This window comes from Pseudomonas sp. TNT2022 ID1044, from assembly GCF_028656895.1.
In the GTDB taxonomy this organism is placed as follows: Bacteria; Pseudomonadota; Gammaproteobacteria; order Pseudomonadales; family Pseudomonadaceae; genus Aquipseudomonas; species Aquipseudomonas reinekei.
On the sequence record NZ_JAMDHB010000001.1, the window covers coordinates 547,742 to 567,648 of the forward strand.

General features: G+C 56.4%; 15 protein-coding genes. 11 read left to right on the forward strand and 4 right to left on the reverse strand.

The window, feature by feature from the left end; translation table 11 throughout:
- The first annotated feature begins 57 nt into the window (after positions 1-57).
- A complete protein-coding gene (locus M5G20_RS02515) occupies positions 58-807 on the forward strand; it encodes an SDR family oxidoreductase (RefSeq protein WP_273917738.1) in 750 nt (249 codons plus the stop codon).
- 8 nt (positions 808-815) lie between these two features.
- On the opposite strand, the gene M5G20_RS02520 is transcribed toward M5G20_RS02515, so the two are convergent.
- The 3 genes from M5G20_RS02520 to M5G20_RS02530 are packed head-to-tail and all read right to left on the reverse strand — an operon-like array spanning position 816 to position 2,099.
- Entirely contained in the window at positions 816-1,094 is a 279-nt protein-coding gene (locus M5G20_RS02520; RefSeq protein WP_273917739.1) for a Rho-binding antiterminator, read from the reverse strand.
- 4 nt (positions 1,095-1,098) lie between these two features.
- A complete protein-coding gene (locus tag M5G20_RS02525) occupies positions 1,099-1,359 on the reverse strand; it encodes a DUF2024 family protein (RefSeq protein WP_273917740.1) in 261 nt (86 codons plus the stop codon).
- Complete coding sequence (locus M5G20_RS02530; RefSeq protein ID WP_273917741.1) at positions 1,359-2,099, reverse strand: hypothetical protein; 741 nt, start codon at positions 2,097-2,099, stop codon at positions 1,359-1,361. Before M5G20_RS02530 ends, M5G20_RS02525 begins: the two co-directional genes overlap by 1 nt.
- A gap of 132 nt (positions 2,100-2,231) precedes the next feature.
- Between M5G20_RS02530 and M5G20_RS02535 the strand changes: the two genes are divergently transcribed.
- The 10 genes from M5G20_RS02535 to M5G20_RS02580 all read left to right on the forward strand — a co-directional run bounded on the left by M5G20_RS02535 (position 2,232) and on the right by M5G20_RS02580 (position 18,939).
- Complete coding sequence (locus M5G20_RS02535; protein ID WP_443218276.1) at positions 2,232-2,786, forward strand: MarR family winged helix-turn-helix transcriptional regulator; 555 nt, start codon at positions 2,232-2,234, stop codon at positions 2,784-2,786.
- A gap of 69 nt (positions 2,787-2,855) precedes the next feature.
- Complete coding sequence (locus tag M5G20_RS02540; RefSeq protein WP_273917742.1) at positions 2,856-4,076, forward strand: helix-turn-helix domain-containing protein; 1,221 nt, start codon at positions 2,856-2,858, stop codon at positions 4,074-4,076.
- A 36-nt stretch (positions 4,077-4,112) separates the two neighbouring features.
- On the forward strand, positions 4,113-4,742 hold the full coding sequence (locus tag M5G20_RS02545) for a Vgb family protein (protein WP_273917743.1): 630 nt from the start codon (positions 4,113-4,115) through the stop codon (positions 4,740-4,742).
- A 404-nt stretch (positions 4,743-5,146) separates the two neighbouring features.
- Positions 5,147-6,853: a ShlB/FhaC/HecB family hemolysin secretion/activation protein gene (locus tag M5G20_RS02550; RefSeq protein WP_273917744.1), complete on the forward strand. Its 1,707-nt coding sequence runs from the start codon at positions 5,147-5,149 to the stop codon at positions 6,851-6,853.
- A 24-nt stretch (positions 6,854-6,877) separates the two neighbouring features.
- A complete protein-coding gene (locus M5G20_RS02555) occupies positions 6,878-15,214 on the forward strand; it encodes a two-partner secretion domain-containing protein (protein ID WP_273917745.1) in 8,337 nt (2,778 codons plus the stop codon).
- Between the two features lie 10 nt (positions 15,215-15,224).
- Complete coding sequence (locus M5G20_RS02560) at positions 15,225-15,674, forward strand: DUF2247 family protein (protein WP_273917746.1); 450 nt, start codon at positions 15,225-15,227, stop codon at positions 15,672-15,674.
- A 324-nt stretch (positions 15,675-15,998) separates the two neighbouring features.
- Positions 15,999-16,346, forward strand: a complete 348-nt coding sequence (locus M5G20_RS02565; RefSeq protein ID WP_273917747.1) for a hypothetical protein — start codon at positions 15,999-16,001, stop codon at positions 16,344-16,346.
- Between the two features lie 164 nt (positions 16,347-16,510).
- Complete coding sequence (locus tag M5G20_RS02570; RefSeq protein WP_273917748.1) at positions 16,511-16,957, forward strand: hypothetical protein; 447 nt, start codon at positions 16,511-16,513, stop codon at positions 16,955-16,957.
- 74 nt (positions 16,958-17,031) lie between these two features.
- Positions 17,032-17,730, forward strand: a complete 699-nt coding sequence (locus tag M5G20_RS02575) for a transposase (RefSeq protein WP_075944864.1) — start codon at positions 17,032-17,034, stop codon at positions 17,728-17,730.
- Positions 17,731-17,928: 198 nt separating this feature from the next.
- Entirely contained in the window at positions 17,929-18,939 is a 1,011-nt protein-coding gene (locus tag M5G20_RS02580; protein WP_273918066.1) for a GlxA family transcriptional regulator, read from the forward strand.
- 14 nt (positions 18,940-18,953) lie between these two features.
- Here M5G20_RS02580 and M5G20_RS02585 read toward each other — a convergent pair whose 3' ends face one another.
- Positions 18,954-19,814, reverse strand: a complete 861-nt coding sequence (locus tag M5G20_RS02585) for a CAP domain-containing protein (protein WP_273917749.1) — start codon at positions 19,812-19,814, stop codon at positions 18,954-18,956.
- Between the last annotated feature and the right edge of the window lie 93 nt (positions 19,815-19,907).

A 19,907-nucleotide genomic window follows, 5' to 3' on the forward strand; every position in this document is an offset into this window, starting at 1 on the left:
GTTGGCGCTGGGGCGAGCGACATAATACTGCGCTCCTTCAACAAGCGGAGTCAGCAAATGCAACGTCTTCAAGGAAAGGTAGCGGTGATCACCGGCGGCAACAGCGGCATTGGCCTGGCCTCGGCGTGCCTGTTCGCCAGAGAGGGGGCGCAGGTGATTATCACGGCACGTCGCCAAGAAGTGCTGGACGAAGCCGTCCGCCACATCGGCCACGGCGCGATGGGCATCAAGGGCGATGTCGCCAGCCTCGAGCACCATGCCGAGGTGGCCGAGCAAGTCCGTACGCGCTTCGGTGCGCTGGATATCTACATGGCCAACGCCGGGGTCATCACCCTGACGCCATCACAGCAGGTCACGCCCGCGGAGTTCGACGCGCAATTCAATATCAACACCCGTGGCGTGTTCTTCGGTGTACAGGCGATCGTGCCGTTGTTGCGCGACGCTGGCAGCATCATCCTGACCAGTTCCCTGGCGGCGACCAAAGTGCTCGATGGGCATGCGGTCTATGCCGGTTCCAAAGCAGCCATTGCCGCCTTCGCGCGTAACTGGGCACTGGAGCTGCGTGCGCGGCGCATACGCGTCAATGTGCTGAGCCCGGGCCCGGTCGATACGGCGATTATCGGCAAACTGGGCGTTTGCGAGGAAGACCGCCCTGGCTTTGAACAAATGATGGCGGGCATGATTCCCGCCGGTCGACTCGGTGAGGCCGACGAACTCGCGCAAGCGGCGCTCTACCTGGCGTCCAGCGACAGTTCGTTCGTCAACGGCATCGAATTGCACGTGGACGGCGGCATGTCGCTGGTCTGAAACCTGCCTCAGAACGTGCAAACGGCATCGGTGAACACCACCCGGCCGAACTGCGCATTGGCGTCCAGCGGCGTGACGGCCAGCAGTTGATCCAGACGGATTTCCTGTTGGCCGTTTGCCGTTTCTACGCGCAAGAACTCTTCTTTTTCGGCGGAGGTGCGCGTGTCCAGCGCCCTCGCTTCTAAACGGGCGCCATCCTTCAATTCGATATCCAGTCGATAGCCGCGCAGGCAGGCGATCTCCAGATAGTCGTACAGGTCGCAGTTCATGGGCTGGTAGGTGTTCATATCGTTACTCCTGACAACCTTGCAGTTTGAGGATGAAGTAACCCTGTTTGCCGATCGCCGCGGCCACTTCGGGATGAGTCGGTTCAACATGACAGAACTGGCAGCGGTCCTGGGCGATATCTTCGTCCTGAATGCCCTGTTCATCAAGGAAGCGCCGGGCATAGGTTTTCGCCAGCTCGGCGTCGTTACACTCGATCAGCACATCGAAGTGCAGATAGCGGCCATCTTTGGTGCGCACGTGGGTATCGAAGACATTCACGCTCATCATTTGCTCTCCTTCAGTTTCCAGGTGCCCGGCAACGACAGGTCGCCCGAAGCAATGTCATAGACGCTGCTGACGCACAGCAACGGGTTGTGCAGGTCGGCATTGACCTTCAGCGCTGCGGTGACGCCGTCGTAGTTGAAGCTTTCAGGGAAACCGACCGCCGCCAGCGGTACACGGATCTTCGCTGCGTTTTTCTCAACGCTCAGGTCGTAGCCCGGGGAGTCGATGTAGATCGGTGCGCCGGGCCAGGTGGCTGGCAACTTCGGCTTGGCATCCTTGGGAATGTCGCGGACTTTCAAACCGCCAGGCCCGCAGCTTTCGTCTTTGGTCAGTACCACCCAGTGGGAGTGCCAGAGACCGCCGTCGTTATCCTTCTTGCCGTCCTTGTTTTCGTCCAGTTGCGGGGTGTCATCGAAGTCCGGGTGCGATGTCAGCGCCAGGGCGAGGATGCCGGACTTCTCTTCAAAGTCCACAGCCGAACTGTCGAGACTGGTCGGCCAGACGTAGCTGAACACCTCGGCACCGGCAAACGAACCTTTGGCGGTCGGGACGCGACTGCCGGCCTTGCCGTCGACCAATTGCTCGAACACCAGATTGTTGCCTTCCTTGAAGACGCGGGTATTGACCAGGTCGAAAGCGGCGTCGGCTTTGCCTTTGTCGCTCTGAATGCCTTGGGAATCGTGGGCCCAGGCTTGTGATGACAGCAGAGTGCCGAGGGTCAGTGCCAGTGCGGTTTTCATGTTTGCCTCCGTTTCAAAAAGGTGAATTACTGTTTCGGATCGACACCACAAAGCCTACGACAAAGCTCTTTTTTGTCAATAAGGTTTTTATCCGATACTATTTATCAACGTTATTGATCAGGAATTTCCCACGTGCTTTTTGATTTGCTGGAAAGGTTGTCGAGCCTGACCCGAGTCTGGTTTCGCGAGCACCCGCTGCTGACGGATCTGCAGCCGATTCAGCTCAGTGCCTTGATGTACCTGGGCCGCTGCAATCGCTACTCCGACACCCCATTGGCTGTGACCGAATACCTGGGCCTGACCAAAGGCACGGTGTCGCAATCGCTCAAGGCGCTGGAGGGCAAAGGCCTGCTGACCAAACAGCCGGACGTCCGGGACAAACGCAGCGTGCACCTGAAACTGACGGCACCGGCCCAGGCGTTGCTGGACGCCGTGATGCCTCCGGACTTTCTAGTCAATGCCGCCCAGCGCATGGGCGCGCGCGCAGAGGATCTGGAAGGCTTGCTACTGGAGCTGTTGCGAAACATCCAGCAAGGTGAAAACGTCCCGAGTTTCGGGCTCTGCCGAACCTGCCGTTTTCATCAGACCGTCGTGGGTGGAGCCTTTTGCGGGCTGACTCAAGAACCGCTGGAAACCAAGGAAGTGGAACTGATTTGCCGCGAGCATCAGATGGCCGATCCAGCCTGAGGCGCCTGAGTCTGGGATAGACTCAACAGCGACTATCCGACGCTGGAGTGAACCCATGGCAACATTGCAATGGACTCGCTGATCACCGCCGCCGCCCAGGCGCTGGCAGCGGGGGATCCGCTTGGTGCGCTCGACCGGGTTGCACTGCGTGACGATGCTCCGGCGCTGGCGCTGCGCGGGATCGCCATGGCACAACTGGGCGATCTGGTGCGGGCAAAAGCGTTGGTGCGTCGGGCCGCGCGGGCGTTCGGGCCAAAGGAAGCGCTGGCCCGGGCGCGCTGCATCGTCGCCGAAGCAGAGATCGCATTGGCCTCACGGGACCTCGGCTGGCCGGTGAATGCCCTGGATGCGGCGCGGGTCACGCTGGACGCCCACGGCGATGGCGTCAACGCGGCCCATGTGCGATATCTGCACATCCGCCGTCTTCTGCTGATCGGCCAACTGGATGACGCACAGCAACGCCTCGCGCAACTCGATCCGTCGACATTGCCACCGTCGTTGCGCGCCACCCATGAGCTCGTGGCTGCGGGCATCGCCATGCGTCACCTGCATTCACAAGCGGCCCGCGCGGCCGTGATCCGTGCCGGACTCGCGGCGCAACAATCCGCTATTCCCGCCTTGATAGCGGAGGTCGAAAGCGCGATGCAGCTGCTCGACAGTCCCGCCGCGCACGTGATGAGCAATGGCCAGACGCGGCCCCTGCTACTCGATGAAGTGGAAGCATTGCTGGCCTCGACATCGCTGGTGGTGGATGCCTGCCGGTACGTCGTGCGCGGTGCAGGCATGTCGGTTGCCCTGTCGAAGCGCCCGGTCCTGTTCCGCCTCGTGCGGACCCTGGCTGAAGCCTGGCCGAACGATGTTTCGAGGGAAATGCTCATTGCCCGGGCCTTTCGCCTGAAGCTTAGCGACGAATCCCATCGCGCCCGGCTACGGGTGGAAATCGGCCGATTGCGCGCAGTGCTGAAACCCTTGGCCTGCGTAATCGCAACCCGGCGGGGGTTTGCACTGATCACGCAGGTTTCACCCGACGTGGTGCTGCTCACGCCTCCGGTCGAAGAGAAACATGCCGCGGTCTTCGCGTTGCTCGCCGACGGTGAAGCCTGGTCGAGTTCGGCGCTTGCCCTGGCACTGGGCACCAGCCAGCGCAGCGTGCAACGGGTGCTCGAAACACTGGCGGCGCAGGGCAAGGTGCAGTCATTCGGGCATGGCCGGGCGCGGCGCTGGATGACGCCACCGGTGCCCGGTTTCGCGACGACCTTGTTACTCCCGGTTCCGCTGCCCGGTGGCTAGGATGAACGCCACCACCCCCTTTCGAGGAACACCGAGATGAAACAGTCAGCTGCTGTAATCCTTCGTGAATATGGGCCTTTTGAAGGCGTCGACGATGTGCATGGCGTGACCTGGGATGGTGAACAGGTCTGGTTTGCCACCACCGGAAAACTTCTCGCCCTGGACCCTTCGAGCGGCGCAACCGTGCGAACACTGGATGTTGCCGCCCACGCGGGCACCGCATTCGATGGCAAGCACTTGTTCCAGATCGCCGAGGACCGTATCCAGAAAATCGACCCGCAAACCGGTCGCGTACTCTCCACCATTCCAGCCCCAGGCGGCGGTAACGACTCCGGGATGACCTGGGCGGAAGGCTCGCTGTGGGTCGGGCAATACCGCGAGCGCAAAATTCACCAGATCGACCCCGAGACCGGCAAGATCCTGCGCACCCTTGAGTCGAACCGCTTCGTCACCGGCGTAACCTTCGTCGAGGGCGCGCTCTGGCATGGCACCTGGGAAGGCGACGAGAGCGATCTGCGACGCATCGACGCGAAAACCGGCGAGGTGCTCGAAAGCCTGAGATTGCCGGAGGGCGTTGGCGTCTCGGGTCTTGAATTTGATGGCGGCGAGCGGTTTTTCTGCGGGGGTGGCGGTAGCGGACGGGTGAGGGCGGTTCGTCGCCCCTGATTAAGTCCCGGCTTTAAATCGTTCGTGGATGTCGATCCGCTGACTCATGCCAACTTGCCTTCGAACCGACAATACCCAGCTTCTGATTTTTTCGGTGAGAACGGCGAATCCAGCGTACGGATGGCGATCGACATCCACTGTGAAATGGCCGGGTTGACTGACCGATGCCGATGCTGCGCTCTGAATCTTGCCAATCTCCGCGTCTTAAGACGCTTCCTACAGCCCCCGGTTTCTTCCTGCATTTGATCAAGACCTTTCTCGCTGATGCCTCGGACGCCTCCGATTTCAGCCTTGCAGGTCATGGGTTAACGTTTTTGAACGGAGTCATTTATTGACGCCAAAATTGCGGCTCAATACTATCGCGCCACTATTTTGATATCACTTTTGTTTTCGAGGGATCGAACATGTCCTCACCCGCCCTTGTGGCGAGGTTGTGCCTGGCTTTGCTATGCCTTTCGCCAATGAACCTTGCTTACGCTGCGCCTACTCCCGGGGATACCGATCTGATCCGCGAGCGTCAGGATCGCTTGCTCGAAGAACAGCGCCGGCGTCTTGAAGAACTCAAGGAGTTGCCCGGCAAACAAATCCAGCCGACGCAACCGGCGGCGCCTGCCGACAGCCGTTGTTTTCCCATCAAGGACATCGAGCTCAAGGGGGCCGACAGTCTCTCCTACAGCGAGCGAAATCGCCTGCTCAAGCCTTACATCGGCCAATGCCTGGGTGTCACGCAGCTCAATGAACTGCTGAAAGTCATTACCGATCACTACATCGAAAAAGGCCTGGTCACCAGCCGCGCCTACCTGCCGCAGCAGGACTTGTCGGCCGGGCATTTGAAAGTGTTGGTGGTCGAGGGCCGGCTCGAAAGTTTAAAGAGTGCCGCGGACAGTCATTTGTCCGAACGCGAACTGGCGATGGCTTTTCCCGGTAAAGCGGGTGACTTGGTCAACCTGCGCGAAATCGAGCAGATGGTCGATCAGCTCAATCGTCTGCCCTCGAACCAGGCCACGATGGAACTGGCTCCCGGCAAGAACATCGGCGGCAGTGAGGTGCTGGTCACCAACACCGCGCAGAAACCCTGGCGGGCGGGGCTTTCCCGCAGCAACGATGGGCAGCGCAGCACCGGCGAACAGCAGTGGGGCACGACCTTCGATTGGGATAGCCCGCTGGGTCTGGGCGATCAGTTGATGCTGCGCGGCGGTCACGACGCGATGAGCGATCACCAGCACACGTCGAACAACGCAATGCTTTATTACAACCTGCCGTGGGGTTGGTGGAATTTAAGTTACAGCTTCAACCAAAGTGAGTACCGCTCGCAGATCGCTGGCAACGGTTACAACTTCAAACAGACCGGCGACAGCGAAAACCATCAGTTGCGCGCCGAACGGGTGATCCATCGCGACTCCGTGAGCAAGACCTCACTCAATGTCGGGCTCTCCTATCTGCGCACCAACAACTTCATCGAAGACAGCAAACTCAAGCTGAGCAGCAACCGCATCAGCGAATTGCAGTACGGCATCAACCATGGTCGGCGGGTGGGCAGCGCCTTCGTCAACCTGGACTTCGGCCTGCAAGAAGGCATCGGCGCGTTCGATGCGCAAGGTAATGGTCATCCGGGGCCGGGCGAACCGAACGCGCGCTATCGCAAATACACCGCCACGGCGAGTTATCTGCAGCCATTCAAACTGTGGGGCGAGTCGCTCAGCTTCAGCAGCCTGATGACCGGCCAGCGCAGCGAAGACGTGCTGTTCAGCCCGCAACGCACCAGCCTCGGCGGGCAGTCGTCGATCCGTGGCTACAAGGATCAATCTTTGTCCGGAGACAGCGGCGGTTACTGGCGCAATGACCTGCGCTGGAGTCGACCTGTCAGCGCCGAATGGTTGCGCCCGGCGTTTGCCGAATACGGTGCCAGCCTTGGCTACGACCAGGGCGTGATTCGCGACAATCGCTACAACGGTGATCAGCATGGACGCCTGTCGAGCAACTCGCTGGAGCTGTTCGCCCGCGGCCGGTATGTCGCTGCAAGCGTGACCTTTGCCCATTCCCTGGAACGACCGGACGCGCTGCCCGAGCGCGAAGCACCGATCTACTTCCGCGTGGATTTCTTTATCTGACAATGCTTCTTCGAGACCTTCCACATGGACGTACGCCACTTTGCCTTTCTCGCCCACCAGCCTTCTGCCAGGGTGAATACCCGTGAGCGTTTCTGCGGCATGCCCAAGCGTGGCCTGGCGTTTGTGTTGGCCAACGTCATGTTCTGGCAGCCCGTCTGGGCGCAGGCCGACGGAATTGTGGTGGCCAATCCCGGCACCAGTCTCGGGCAGGCCGGCAATGGCGTGCCGATCGTCAACATCGCGACGCCGAATGGCAGCGGCCTATCGCACAACCAGTTCCACGATTACAACGTCGGCGCCCATGGGGTAATCCTCAACAACGGTGCGACTCAGACCTCGGCCACCCAGTTGGGCGGGATCATCATTGGTAACCCGAACCTTAAAAACAGCGGTTCAGCGCAAACCATCCTCAACGAAGTGGTGGGTGGCAGCCCCAGTCAGTTGCGCGGTTACACCGAAGTGGCGGGCCAGTCAGCCCGCGTGATCGTGGCTAACCCGTATGGCATCAGCTGCAACGGCTGCGGTTTCATCAATACTCCGCGCGTGACGTTGACCACCGGCAAACCGGTACTCGACGGCAATGGTCGCCTGGACCGTTTTCAGGTGGATCAGGGCAGCGTTTCCATTGACGGCGCCGGGCTGAACGCCAATAACGTCGACCGCTTCGAAATCATCACTCGCAGCGCCAAAATCAACGCCGAAATTCAGGCCAACAACCTGACCATCGTTGCCGGTCGTAACGACGTCAACGCCGACAGCCTCAACGCCACGGCCCGCGCCGATGACGGCAGCGCCAAACCGCAACTGGCCATCGACTCGTCGGCGCTGGGCGGGATGTACGCCGGGGCGATCAAACTGGTGGGCACCGAAGCCGGGGTCGGGGTGAAGCTCGACGGCAAATTGATCGCCAGCGGCGGCGACATTCAGCTCGACGCCAATGGTCAATTGAGCATGGTCGAGACTTCGGCCAGCGGCGCGGTCAAGGTCAAGGCGGGCAGTCTTGATGCGCGCGGACCGGTTTACGCCGGCACTGCCATCAACGTCCAGACCCAAGGCAACCTGACCAACCAGCAAACCCTCGCCGCCCGCGACAGCATCACCCTGAGTGCCGGCGGCCAGTTGACCAACAACGGCATCATCGAAGCCGGGGTCAATGCCGATAACAGCCGCAACGCCAATGGCGATATCAGCCTGAGCGCGCAAAATCTTGGCAATGCGGGCAAGAGTGTGGTTGCCAGTCGCAACCTGACGGTCGCGACCACACAGACGCTGAACAACCAGGGCGGCACCCTCAGCGGGCAATCGGCCAATATCAATGCCGGTGTTCTGGACAACCGGAACAATGGCCGGGTGCTGAGCAACAGCACGCTGAACCTCAAGGCCGACCAGTTGCACAACGCCAAGGGTGTGATCAACAGCAATGGCAATCTGGCTGGCAACGTCGGCGGTTTGAACAACAGCGAGGGCCAACTGAGCAGCCTGGCCGATGTGGTGTTGAACGTGGCCTCACTGGACAACGTCGCGGGCCTGATGACCGCAGGGCGTCTGCTGGACATCACCGCCAGCGGTGCGATCAACAACCAGAGTGGCACCCTTTCCGGTGTCAATGAGCTGAAGCTCGATACCAAGGATACGTTCGGCAATCAGGGCGGCAAGGTGCTGAGCAACGGCTCTTTAAGCCTCGAACTCAACGGAAGAGGACTTGATAACCAGGCTGGCCAGATCAATGCCAAAGGCATGTTGAGCATCGCAAACCTGCGCGACCTCAATAATCAGAAAGGTGAAATTTCCAGCCTCAACAGCTTCAGCCTGAAAGGCGACACCCTCGATAACCGGGGCGGCAAACTGATCAGCCACGATCACCTCACGCTTGATGCGGCGAATCTCCAGAACCAGGGTGGTCTGATTTCCGGCTGGAAAGCAGTCACCATTACCGGCGGCACTCTCGACAACAGTCAAGAAGGCGCGCTATCGAGTTTGCTCGGTCAATTGAGCGTCGACCTCAGCGGCGCTCTGATCAACAACGCCAAGGGCGGACTCGGGGGGAAAGGCGGGGTTTCGCTTAACGCGGCCAGCATCGACAACAGTGCGCAAGGTTTGATTGACAGCAGCGGTACTCTCGAACTGAGTGCATCGAGCATCAACAACGCTTCCGGAACCATTAACGCGCAGGGTGCCCTGAACGTTACCGCTACGAATCTGGATAACACCGATGGCAGGCTGGCGGGTGCCGGCAGCGTAACCCTCGATCTACTCGGTGTTCTGACCAACACCAAGGGAGTACTGTCCAGCGCAGGCCCGCTGGTCATCAAGCGCTCTGGCCAGATCGACAACCTGGGTGGTCAGCTCATCAGCCAACAGCTTATGAGCCTGCGCACTGGTCAGTTGAACAACCATCTGCAAGGTACTGTTGCCTCCAATCAGCAACTCGATCTCATCGTCACGGGCGACCTCAATAACAGTGAGGGTGGACTGATCCATAGCCGCAACGCTGGTGTAAGCGTGAGTGCGCTCGGCATCAACAACACCAAGGGTGCAATACAAAGTCATGACGCCCTGACGCTGAACGTACAGGGCGGCACTGTTGATAATCAGCACGGCGAGATCATCGCCAGGACTGGCGATCTGAACATCAGCGCTGCGGTTCTGGACAATCGCGGTGGTTCGTTATCCAGCCTCAAAGGCCTGACGCAAAACCGTCTGACGGGTGTGCTGCGTAATGGCCAGGGCGGAAAGATCGAAGGCAATCGCCTGGACCTGCAAGCGCTGGGAGGCATCTACACAGAGGGTGGACGAATCGCCGCCAATGCCGGTGACATTCTGCTCGACACGGGTGGCTCGCAACTCGATAACAGCGGTGGCGGTATCTATGCCGAAGGCCAGGTCAAGGTTGTTGGCGGTGCACTGAAAAACAATGCTGGCGAGATCAGCGGGCGGTCCATCGATATCGATCTGGCAGATGATCTGAGCAACCAAGACGGTCTCATCGAAAGCGCCAGCACTCTGAAATTGAATGCCTCCAGCGTCAACAACCAGGGCGGCAAACTGCGCGCCTTGGGGAGAAATGGCAAAACTGATTTTCAGATCGGCAGGTTGTTCGACAATCGCAACGGCCTATTGGAGACCGCCAATACCCAATTGACGCTGGCTACCTCAAGCTTTCTCAATTCGGGCGGTAACGTGACCCATGTGGGTATCGGCAATTTCGATATCGACATGGGCAATGTAATGGGCGCCGGTGGCACGTTGGTCACCCGTGGCGACCTGACGCTCGAAGCCAATAGCTGGACCAATACCAGTGTCATCCAGGCCGCACGCTTGAAAGTCAACGTCAACAACTTCGTGCAAACCGCGAGCGGACAGTTGTTGGCCTCCAACCACTTCGAAGGGCGGGGGGGAAGCTGGACCAACGATGGGGTGATCGCCAGTGACGGCACCCTTGATGTGCTGTTGTCTGGAACCTATGGCGGCAATGGACGCATGTCCAGTCTGGGAGACATGCAGTTCGATTCGGCTGCCATCAATCTCGGTAGCGCGGGCAGTGTTTCCAGTGGTGGCAATACAACCGTGGGCGCTCGTGGTGCATTGGCAACGTTGAATAATTATGGTCGCCTCACTGCCGCAAACGGACTGACGTTGAAGGCAAACACCGTTAATAATTTCGGCACCCTCGCCGGTGGCACCGGGTTTAAGCTGAGTGCGTCCAGGTTGTTGAACGATCAGGGTGGATTTCTATTCAGCGGCGGCGATATGGCCCTGCGAGTGGAGAGCTTTACCAATAGAAAGTCCGACGTCTACAGCTTGGGCGCCATCGATATTGCCCGCGATGACGCAGGTAATCGTGCCGCCTTGGTGGAGAACCTTTCCGGCACGATGGAAAGTGTGGGGCGGTTCTCCATCAAGTCGGACTTGATAGTCAATAAGCGTGATCAGTTCAGCACACAGGCTGAGATGTATTCGTCAGCCATAGGTGTACGTTGCTACAGCTGTGATGAGCTTCCGAGGTCTTGGGTTGATCGCCAGCCGGAATGGCATTTAGTGTTCGAGCAAAAGTACCGCGTTAATGTATCCGGTGACTCCAGCTCTCCGGCTGCCCTGATGACCTCAGGCAGTAATATGGACCTTGTTGGCACATCATTCCTCAATTCTAATTCGACCGTTGCAGCGACAGGCAACCTGAGCATCACCGTTAATGACTTTGATAATTCAGGCACGGCACTAGGTGATTATTCAAGTCTCCAATATTTCAATTATGAGGGTCCGAGATACAGGAATCGGTTAGAACCATTTTCTGAGATTGTCAGATACAACATTTTCAACGACGCAGACTACAAAAAAAATATGCATTTCTGGAATGCGGCCGGCGTTGAGTCGTTAATTTACCCTCGCATTGGGGTGCAAGGGGCAAAACCGTTTGAAAAAGAGTTCTTTCAGATAATAGGCCCCGTGGTTTTGTTACTCGGAGGGGGCACCGCAGCGCTTCTACCGAAAATCGACTTTGCTGATTCGCAATATTCTTCAGGTGCTCGAACTGAACTGCCTGACTTCCTGAAAAACGCTACGCCCTTCAATCAGGTGATAACTTCATCAGGCACCACGAGCGATATTCCAGCGGTTATACAATCGGGTGGTGAAGTCTCGATAAACGCCAAAAACAAGATCGGCAATGGTGTTGAACGTCCATTTAGCTCGGGAATGTCCAGTCAGCAGCGTGCTGCTGACATTGCAGCATCAGGTACCGGCAGTCCCACCGTTGTTACCTTGAACGGTCAACTGCCCGCCGATTTAGCGCAGCAACAAGTTAACCCGCTGACGCTACCTGGATTCAATATTCCAACGGGACAGAACGGTCTATTTCGTCTTAGCGATCAAAGCGGGCTCGGGCAATCAGCGCCTGGGCCTTCCGCTTCCATGACAGACCTTGACGTCACCAACTCGTTGGGCGTGCCACGGGTTCAGGGCCTGCTGGACAACAGCTTTCGCTCAAAACCTCACAAATACCTGATTGAGACCAATCCGGTACTCACCGATCTCAAGCAGTTCATGAGCTCGGATTACCTGTTGAGCAATTTGGGCTACAACCCCGATATCAGCGCCAAACGCCTTGGTGACGGCTTTTATGAACAACGATTAATCCAACAGGCTGTGGTTGCACGCACCGGCCAACGTTTTCTTGACGGTCAGACTTCCGACGAAGCGATGTTCAAATACCTGATGAACAACGCCATCGCCAGCAAAGATCAACTTAGCCTCTCCGTTGGCGTGACCCTGACATCGCAGCAAGTGGCCGCGTTGACGCACGATATCGTGTGGCTCGAAGCGCACGAAGTGAATGGCGAGAAGGTGCTGGTGCCGGTGCTTTATCTGGCCCAGGCAAACAACCGGTTGGCTCCGAACGGTGCATTGATACAGGGTGGCGACGTCACACTGATCGCCGGCCAGGATTTGAGTAACTCAGGCACCTTACGGGCCACCAACAATCTGGCGGCATATGCCGCGCAAGACCTGACGAGCAGTGGCCTGATTGAGGCTGGAAACCGTCTTGACCTGTTGGCCGGCAACAACATCATCAACAAATCCGGAGGAGTCATTGCCGGACGTGACGTCACAGTGAAAGCCGTGTCAGGTGATGTCATCAATGAGCGCACCATCACCAGCGCTGAGTTCAGCAACAAAGGCTATACCCAGCACCGCGATTACCTGGACAACGCAGCACGCATCGAAGCAACCAACGATCTGAGCATCGTTGCTGGCAGGGACGTGCTGAGTTCAGGGAGCGTCATACAAAGTGGCCGCGATACCCAAATTGAGGCCGGACGAGACATCAGCATCGTTTCAGCCGAGCAGCAAAGAGCTGACACCGGTGGCAAGCAAAAAAGCTCGGTTACTCAGTTTGGCTCAAGTCTGGAGGCGGGGCGCGATATCGCCATGAGCGCTGGCAGGGATTTCACCGCAATCGCCAGTGATGTCAACGCCAAGCGCAACATTGATCTGGCGGCGGAGGGCAATGTGACAATTGCCTCGGGTGCCGACGAAACTCACTCCTATTACAAGTCCAAAAAAGTCACCGCCCAGGAAGATCACGTCAAACAGATCGCCAGCACTTTCAATGCCGGCGGCGATGTGGTGCTAAGTGCGGGCAATGACCTGACTGTGATCTCCAGTCGTATTACCGCAGGCAACGAAGCCTATCTGGTGGCAGGTAACAACCTCGAGTTGCTGGCCGCGCAAGACAGTGATTACTCCCTCTACGACAAAAAGAAAAAAGGCAGCTTCGGCCAAAAGGAAACCCGCCGGGATGAAATCACCAAGGTGACCCACGTCGGCAGCGAAATCACTACAGGCGGCGATTTGACCTTGGTCAGTGGGGGAGATCAACGCTATCAGGTGGCGAAACTCAACAGCGGTAATGACCTGACCTTGCAGAGTGGTGGTGCGATCACCTTTGAGGGCGTGAAGGATCTGCATCAGGAGAGTCATGAGAAGAGCAGCAACAGCCTGGCGTGGACCAGTGCCAAAGGTAAGGGTAATACCGATGAGACCTTGAGGCAGAGTCAGCTGGTCGCGCAGGGAAACCTGGCAATCAAGGCAGTTGACGGCTTAAACATCGACATCAAACAGATCGACCAGAAAACGGTGGGTCAGACTATTGATGCGATGGTGCAGGCAGATCCAAGTCTCATCTGGCTCAAGCAGATGGAACAGCGTGGCGATGTGGATTGGCTACAGGTTAAGGAAGTCCACGACTCCTTTAAATATAGCAACTCGGGCCTGGGTGCGGGGGCCATGATAGTCATTGCCATTGTGATTGCGGCCTTGACTGCGGGGGTCGGTACCGCGGGCGCTGGCGCGGCAATGACTGGAGCGACCAGCACGGCTGGCGTGGCGGCCTCCAATGCGGTCTATGCCGCTGCCGCAACCAATGCCACAACCAGCACGATTAACAATAGGGGCAATCTGGGCAAGGTTTACGACGACGTCACTTCCCGCGACGCCTTGAAAAGCTATGTGGTAACAGGTGTCACCGCCGGCCTGACGGCGGGGCTTTATGACAAATGGACCGGCACACAAACTGGCTCCTCGACGGTAGCGAATGCCGGTACCAACAGCGGCGGCAGCTTGCTGCAAAACACTGCCAAGGTGATCCCCGGAGCCGGCCTCAGCAGTTGGTCGGGCGTCGGTCAATTCGCCGCCAACCAAGCACTGCAAAACACCACCTCGACACTACTGAACAAGGCTTTGGGCCAAGGCGGAAGCTTGGGCGAGGCGCTGCAGACCAGTCTGGTCAGCACCTTCGCAGCAGCCGGCTTCAACTTGGTCGGTGACATTGGCTACGACTACCAACTAAAAACGGGTAGTCCCGCCATGGTTGGTATGCATGCCCTCATTGGTGGGCTCGCCGCCAAGGCCTCCGGTGGCGATTTTGCGACCGGAGCATTGGCTGCCGGGGCGAGTGAGGCACTGGTTGGCAGTCTGGCCAGGCAGCTCGAGAGCATGCCTGGGAGCAAACAAAACAATCTGTTGGTCATGAGCGCGCAGTTAGTTGGCGTGCTGGTCGCGGCAACCCAAGGCAACGCCGATGCCGAAAGCCTGGGGACCGCCGCTTGGGTGGCGAAAAACGGGGTGCAGTACAACTATCTCAACGACCACGAGATGCAATCCCTGGCGAAGGACTTGGCTGGATGTGAGCTTTCTGGCACCTGTGATCAGGTCGCTCAGCGCTATTTCGCTAAACATGAAATCAACGATAAGGCACTGAATGATGCCTGTGGAGGAAAGACCACTGCGGCCTGTCAAGCAAAAGCCGCCGAAATTTATGACTCGATACTGAAATTTCGCCAACTGGGATACGGCGTAGAACTAGAGGGTAAGCCAGCTGAGATTTTTAAGGCTTTCCACGGAATCAATCTCGATTCCTCGCCTATCGCAACAGCCGGAATTGCCACACCACAAATGGATGCCCTCATAGACGCGTTGGGCCTTGATTCAAAAAGTGTCGCCGGAATTGCCGCTGCTCAAGCGATGGCGGTTATCATTGCGAGGAAGGTGGGTGCAAAAGCAATTGATAACTCAGTCATAGGGAGGCCTAGAGTCGGGAGCGCAAATAAACTTCCTGATGGTCAGCATGGGTTTAATGAAATAATTGATAACTATGCTGGTGATGCAGTTAAATTTGAGATACCAACCAAAGGTCCTGGTGGCGAGGTGATTAGGGTGTCCGAGTTAAGGCAAATTGAAGGCAGCAATAACGGAGTTGGCGGGATCTTTGAATGGATTGTTGATGAAGGCAACGTGACTCATCGTCGCTTTATCCCTGGTGGCCAAGTAACTGGCCTACCCAACCAGATTCCGAAAAAATAAGGAGAAGGTAATGTCTCCACTTGGTGTATTGATTAGTTTGGGTTTGGCTTGTTGGTCAACCATTTTTTTTGGGTTTAGAAAGAACTGGATAAGGCGGGAAGATATTTTTGACTATGCCATTAATCAGCTTTTAGAGGGTTGCAAAAGCGAACGCGTTGCTATCATTGCTGGAGGCGAATACTTAAGCGATGAAGAACTTCTTGAGCTCATCTCAAAACAAATGGAGATGACGAATTGTGTTACCGATACGGATAAGTGGCGCTTAGCGTTTCTACTTTGTCTAGACGCGTCGAATGATAGTTACGAAAACAAAATAAATAGGCTTCAGGAGATCTATGCGGACTTCGATTATCCGGAAGATATGGCTTCGTGCAGTATTTACTCTCAAGATGGTATTGACCCGCTCGTAGGCATGAGCCAAGTTGTGAAAAGACTTAAAGAGAGGTTTTTAGTCCGGTAATTTCATGGTGCAAAAGCAACCACAAGCTGGCAGAGGGGAAAATGGGACGGATTTATTTTTATTAATGCTCGGAATGGGACTATAGTTGGAAAATAAATCTGTCCCCTTTTTTCAAAATGATAGCTGATCACTTAAACATTTCTGCCAAAACGGAAGGCAATGTGATAAATATCTTCTCCAACCAATACGGGAAATTTGAAGTGAGAGAGTCGTTGTTTATAGGGCCATCAGGTAAGGTTGCTAATTTTCAGAGTACATTCCAGGTTCTTGATGACGGAACTCGTAACCTAAGTACAGTTATACCGCTTCATTGAGGAGGCTACGATGAAATTTCCAAGCACAAATGATTTTTTGGAGGAGTTTGGTATTGAGCCTGCTGAGGTGGATCCTAGCTTGGCTCTATGTCGCTATATAAAAACATCAAAAAATAGTGGGCTTGAAGTTGAAATTTCTTTTAGTGCTGTAATTGGGTCGTTTCAGGTTGTGCTGAGACTTGCTATGCAAGAGATAGCAATTATTTCCTCGGAAAATGTTAAAGCTATTGAGCTAGTGCGGGATAATTCAGGTGCGGGTATTCGTGTTGTCTTCGATATATGCGAAACAACTTCAGAGGCTAGAGTGACGTTAGAACCCGAAGTTAGCTGTCAGTGGTGGACGTTACGTGACGTGTAAGACTGGAAAAGGGGACTGAAAAAGGGGACTGAAAAAGGGGACGGATTTATTTTTATTAATGCTCGGAATGGGACTATAGTTGGAAAATAAATCTGTCCCCTTTTTTCGCTTTTTTCTGTCCCCTTTTTTCTTACAGGCGCAGAGCAATTAAAATCGGTGCGTCCATGAAAATAGGTCAGCCAAAATTAGTACTAGATCCATATGAGTGGCTGCCAGGATATGGTGAGTCAAGAGTATCATTCCATTCCGTTGGCTCGGATGTGATACTTGATATTGAGTATGAGAAGGAGGTTGTAGTTGAAAGCGAAGAGGTTGTACTGGCTTTAAAGCGGGAGGTTGCGTTCAAATCTGTGCGATGCTTTATTCGGGAGCCATTCCCTGGAGGTGCTATTTTTGAGTTTGATGGTGATCCAAGTGAGTTTCGGCTGGGTAAATTGACCGAGTTTATAGACTCCGAATTGGTAAGGAATAACTTGAAAGCATGGCGTTCCGTGTCGAGTCACGAACTGCCGAAGTTGAGGCATTTCAGCATTCAGTTTTTGTCAGAGAATCTTACTTTTCATGTGCTAGCTGTAGATGTATTTTTATCCAATGAGCTGTCGGGCAGTTGATCTGGACAGGAAAGGGGACAGATTTATTTATCTTTCTACAACGCTGAAAAATTCGATGGAGCAAGGAGTCGATTATGCCCAGGATGGGCCGTATTGTATTACCAAACTATCCGCACCACGTTGTGCAACGTGGTCATAATCGTCAGGTGGTGTTTGCGGTCGCCGAGGATTATCAGCGCTATTTGGCGGATTTACGTGAACTCAAAGAGGCATTCGGTGTAAAGGTTTACGCCTATTGCTTGATGACCAATCATGTTCATTTGCTGCTCGCTCCAGGTGACTCTGTTATTGGGCTTGGGCAGTTAATGAAAGCCCTTGCAGCGCGTGCGACGCGTTATCGTAATCGCCTGGAAGGGCGTTCAGGCACTTTGTGGGAGAGTCGGTACAAATCCAGTGTGGTGCAGTCAGATTCCTACTTGCTCGCTTGTTGTCGTTACATTGAATTGAATCCTGTCCGCGCTCAAATGGTGGTCGATGCCGGAGATTATCCGTGGTCCAGTTTTAGCGTTCGAATCAGTAGTGAGCCTGATGACCATTGGCTGGACATTGACCCATGCTTTGCTGCTTTGGGTAACACACTAATGGAGCGGCGCTATCGCTACGAATTATTCATGCGCCAGGCCATTCCCGATGATGAGATCGGATTGATTCGGAATGCTCTGCAGCGTGGTCAGCTGACAGGGACGCGTCGTTTCGTGGACGAGGTTGAGCAGATAGTGGGTTTACGGATAGAACAACGTGGTCGAGGCAGACCAAGGAGCGGGGTAAAATAAATCTGTCCCCTTTTCACTCGCTTTTCACTCTGTCCCCTTTTCACTCATTTCGGCCACCCGCTTGCTCGCCGGTTTCAACTGGCGTAAACAATGCGCACCGAGCCGTGCGTGGGTGCGCGGTTTATTTTTGCGATCAGGGGTTACGGATATCAAGGCGCTAAATCACAGGTTCGTCAGCAGGGCGAAGCGAGGCGAGTGTTGGTAGAACGACGTCAGTTCAGCGGTGCGATGAAGGGCAAGAATCTTCGCTATCTCAATGAGCATGAAGGCCAACCCATCTGCGCCCGGGCAGGTTTTTTGCTGCTGGAGCATTTCTCGTTGCCGGCGTTTACCCAGGCCCTCGATACGATTATCACCGCAAACCTGCTGCGGCCGGGGCTGTTTACCACCAAGACCTTCGGTTTGACGGAAGGCGAAGTGATCAGCGATCTGGGGTTGGTGATCCGGCCGGACGCCTGCCTGGCTCATGCGGAAATTCAAGACCTGGACCTGTTGGTCATCTGTGGCGGGTACCGTACGGCCCTCCAGGCTGACGAGGTGCTTGTCAGTCTTTTGCACGGGGCCGCCGAAGCAGGCGTGAAGCTGGCGGGGATATGGAACGGTGCCTGGTTTCTCGGGCGAGCCGGTTTGCTGGACGGCTATCGCTGTGCGATTCATCCCGAGCATCGTCCTGCGCTGGCGGAAATCGCCAAGCTTACCCAGGTCACCAGCGAAGCCTATGTGGTGGACCGCGACCGGCTGACGGCGTCCAGTCCCAACGGTGCGTTTTACATGGCACTGGAGTGGATCAAAGGTTTGCATGACAAGGCGCTGACTGACGGTATCGAAGACATTCTGGCGTTTGAAGCGTCGCGCTATCGACGGATCAAACCCAGCCTGAATGTCTCGGTCAGCGGCCCGCTGCGGGAGGTGGTCAACCTGATGGATGCCAACCTCGAAGAGCCGCTGGAGATGGAGGCGCTGTGTCTGTATGCCGGCCGATCCCGACGGCAGATCGAGCGCCTGTTCAAGGAGCAATTGGGCACTACGCCACAACGTTACTACATGGACTTGCGGATCACCGAGGCGCGTCGACTGCTGCAACACACCACGCTGACCATTGTTGAAGTCTCGGTGGCCTGTGGTTTTGTCTCGCCCAGCCACTTCAGCAAATGCTACAGCGCCTACTTTGGTTATCGGCCTTCCAAGGAAACTCGGCTGGTCAAGTAACGGCTCAGGGCAGATCAGTTCGCCCCAAACAGCATTGTCCAGTAAACCCCTTCATCGCTGCGCGCCTCGGTGGCATAACCGGCACCGACTTGAGTGAACATCGGGTTCATCAGGTTGGCACAATGCCCGGGGCTGGCTAGCCATCCGGCCATTGCCTTGTTTGGCGAGCCTTGGCCGGCGGCGATGTTCTCACCGATCTGCCGCCCACGGTAACCAGCGGCGCGCGCCCGGTCGGCGGGGGTGTCGCCATCGGGATCGCGATGGGCGAAGTAGTTGCCGTAGGCCATCGCTTTGCTGTGTCCTTGCGCGGCGGCACCGAGGCTGGCATTCCACGCCAGTGGTCGCGCGGCGGCAAAACGTTGACGGCCGCACATTCGCGGTTTGGCCCGGGCGGCATTCACCTGCGCCAGCAAGGCTTTACTGACTGAACGCGGGTCGCCCATTTGGCTGTCCAGTACCGGACGCGCCAACACCACTTGCCACTCACCACGATTGCGACTGACGCCAATGTCGGCGTACTGGCTGTCGAGCAGGGCGGTGCAATGATCATCCTGCAACAGGTCGAAAGCCTCTTCGGCATCCCGGGCACCGATGACCCGGATGGATCGTACGGCCACCGCCTGATAACCGGACGCCTTCAAACGATCGCGCAAACTGCCACCGTAACCCACCGGCAATGCCAGGTTTGATTTCAAGGCCAGTGGCGCCAAACGCTGGGCAGGACGACGCCCGCAATCTTGCGGATGGGCGCGGTAATCGTTGATGGCTTCCACCAGTTGTCGCTCCGCGCCGGCGTGGGCGGGGCTGATGAAAAAGGGTAGCGAGGTCAACAGGCACAGTGAAGTGAAGCGCAAGGCAAGGGCGGTTTGGCGCATGGTGCGGACAGCTCGGATGAGATGACAACGTTAAGGAGGAAGTACAAATGCCGGTCTAAGACTGGCGCCGCGAAACAAGGTTCACGGGGCGGG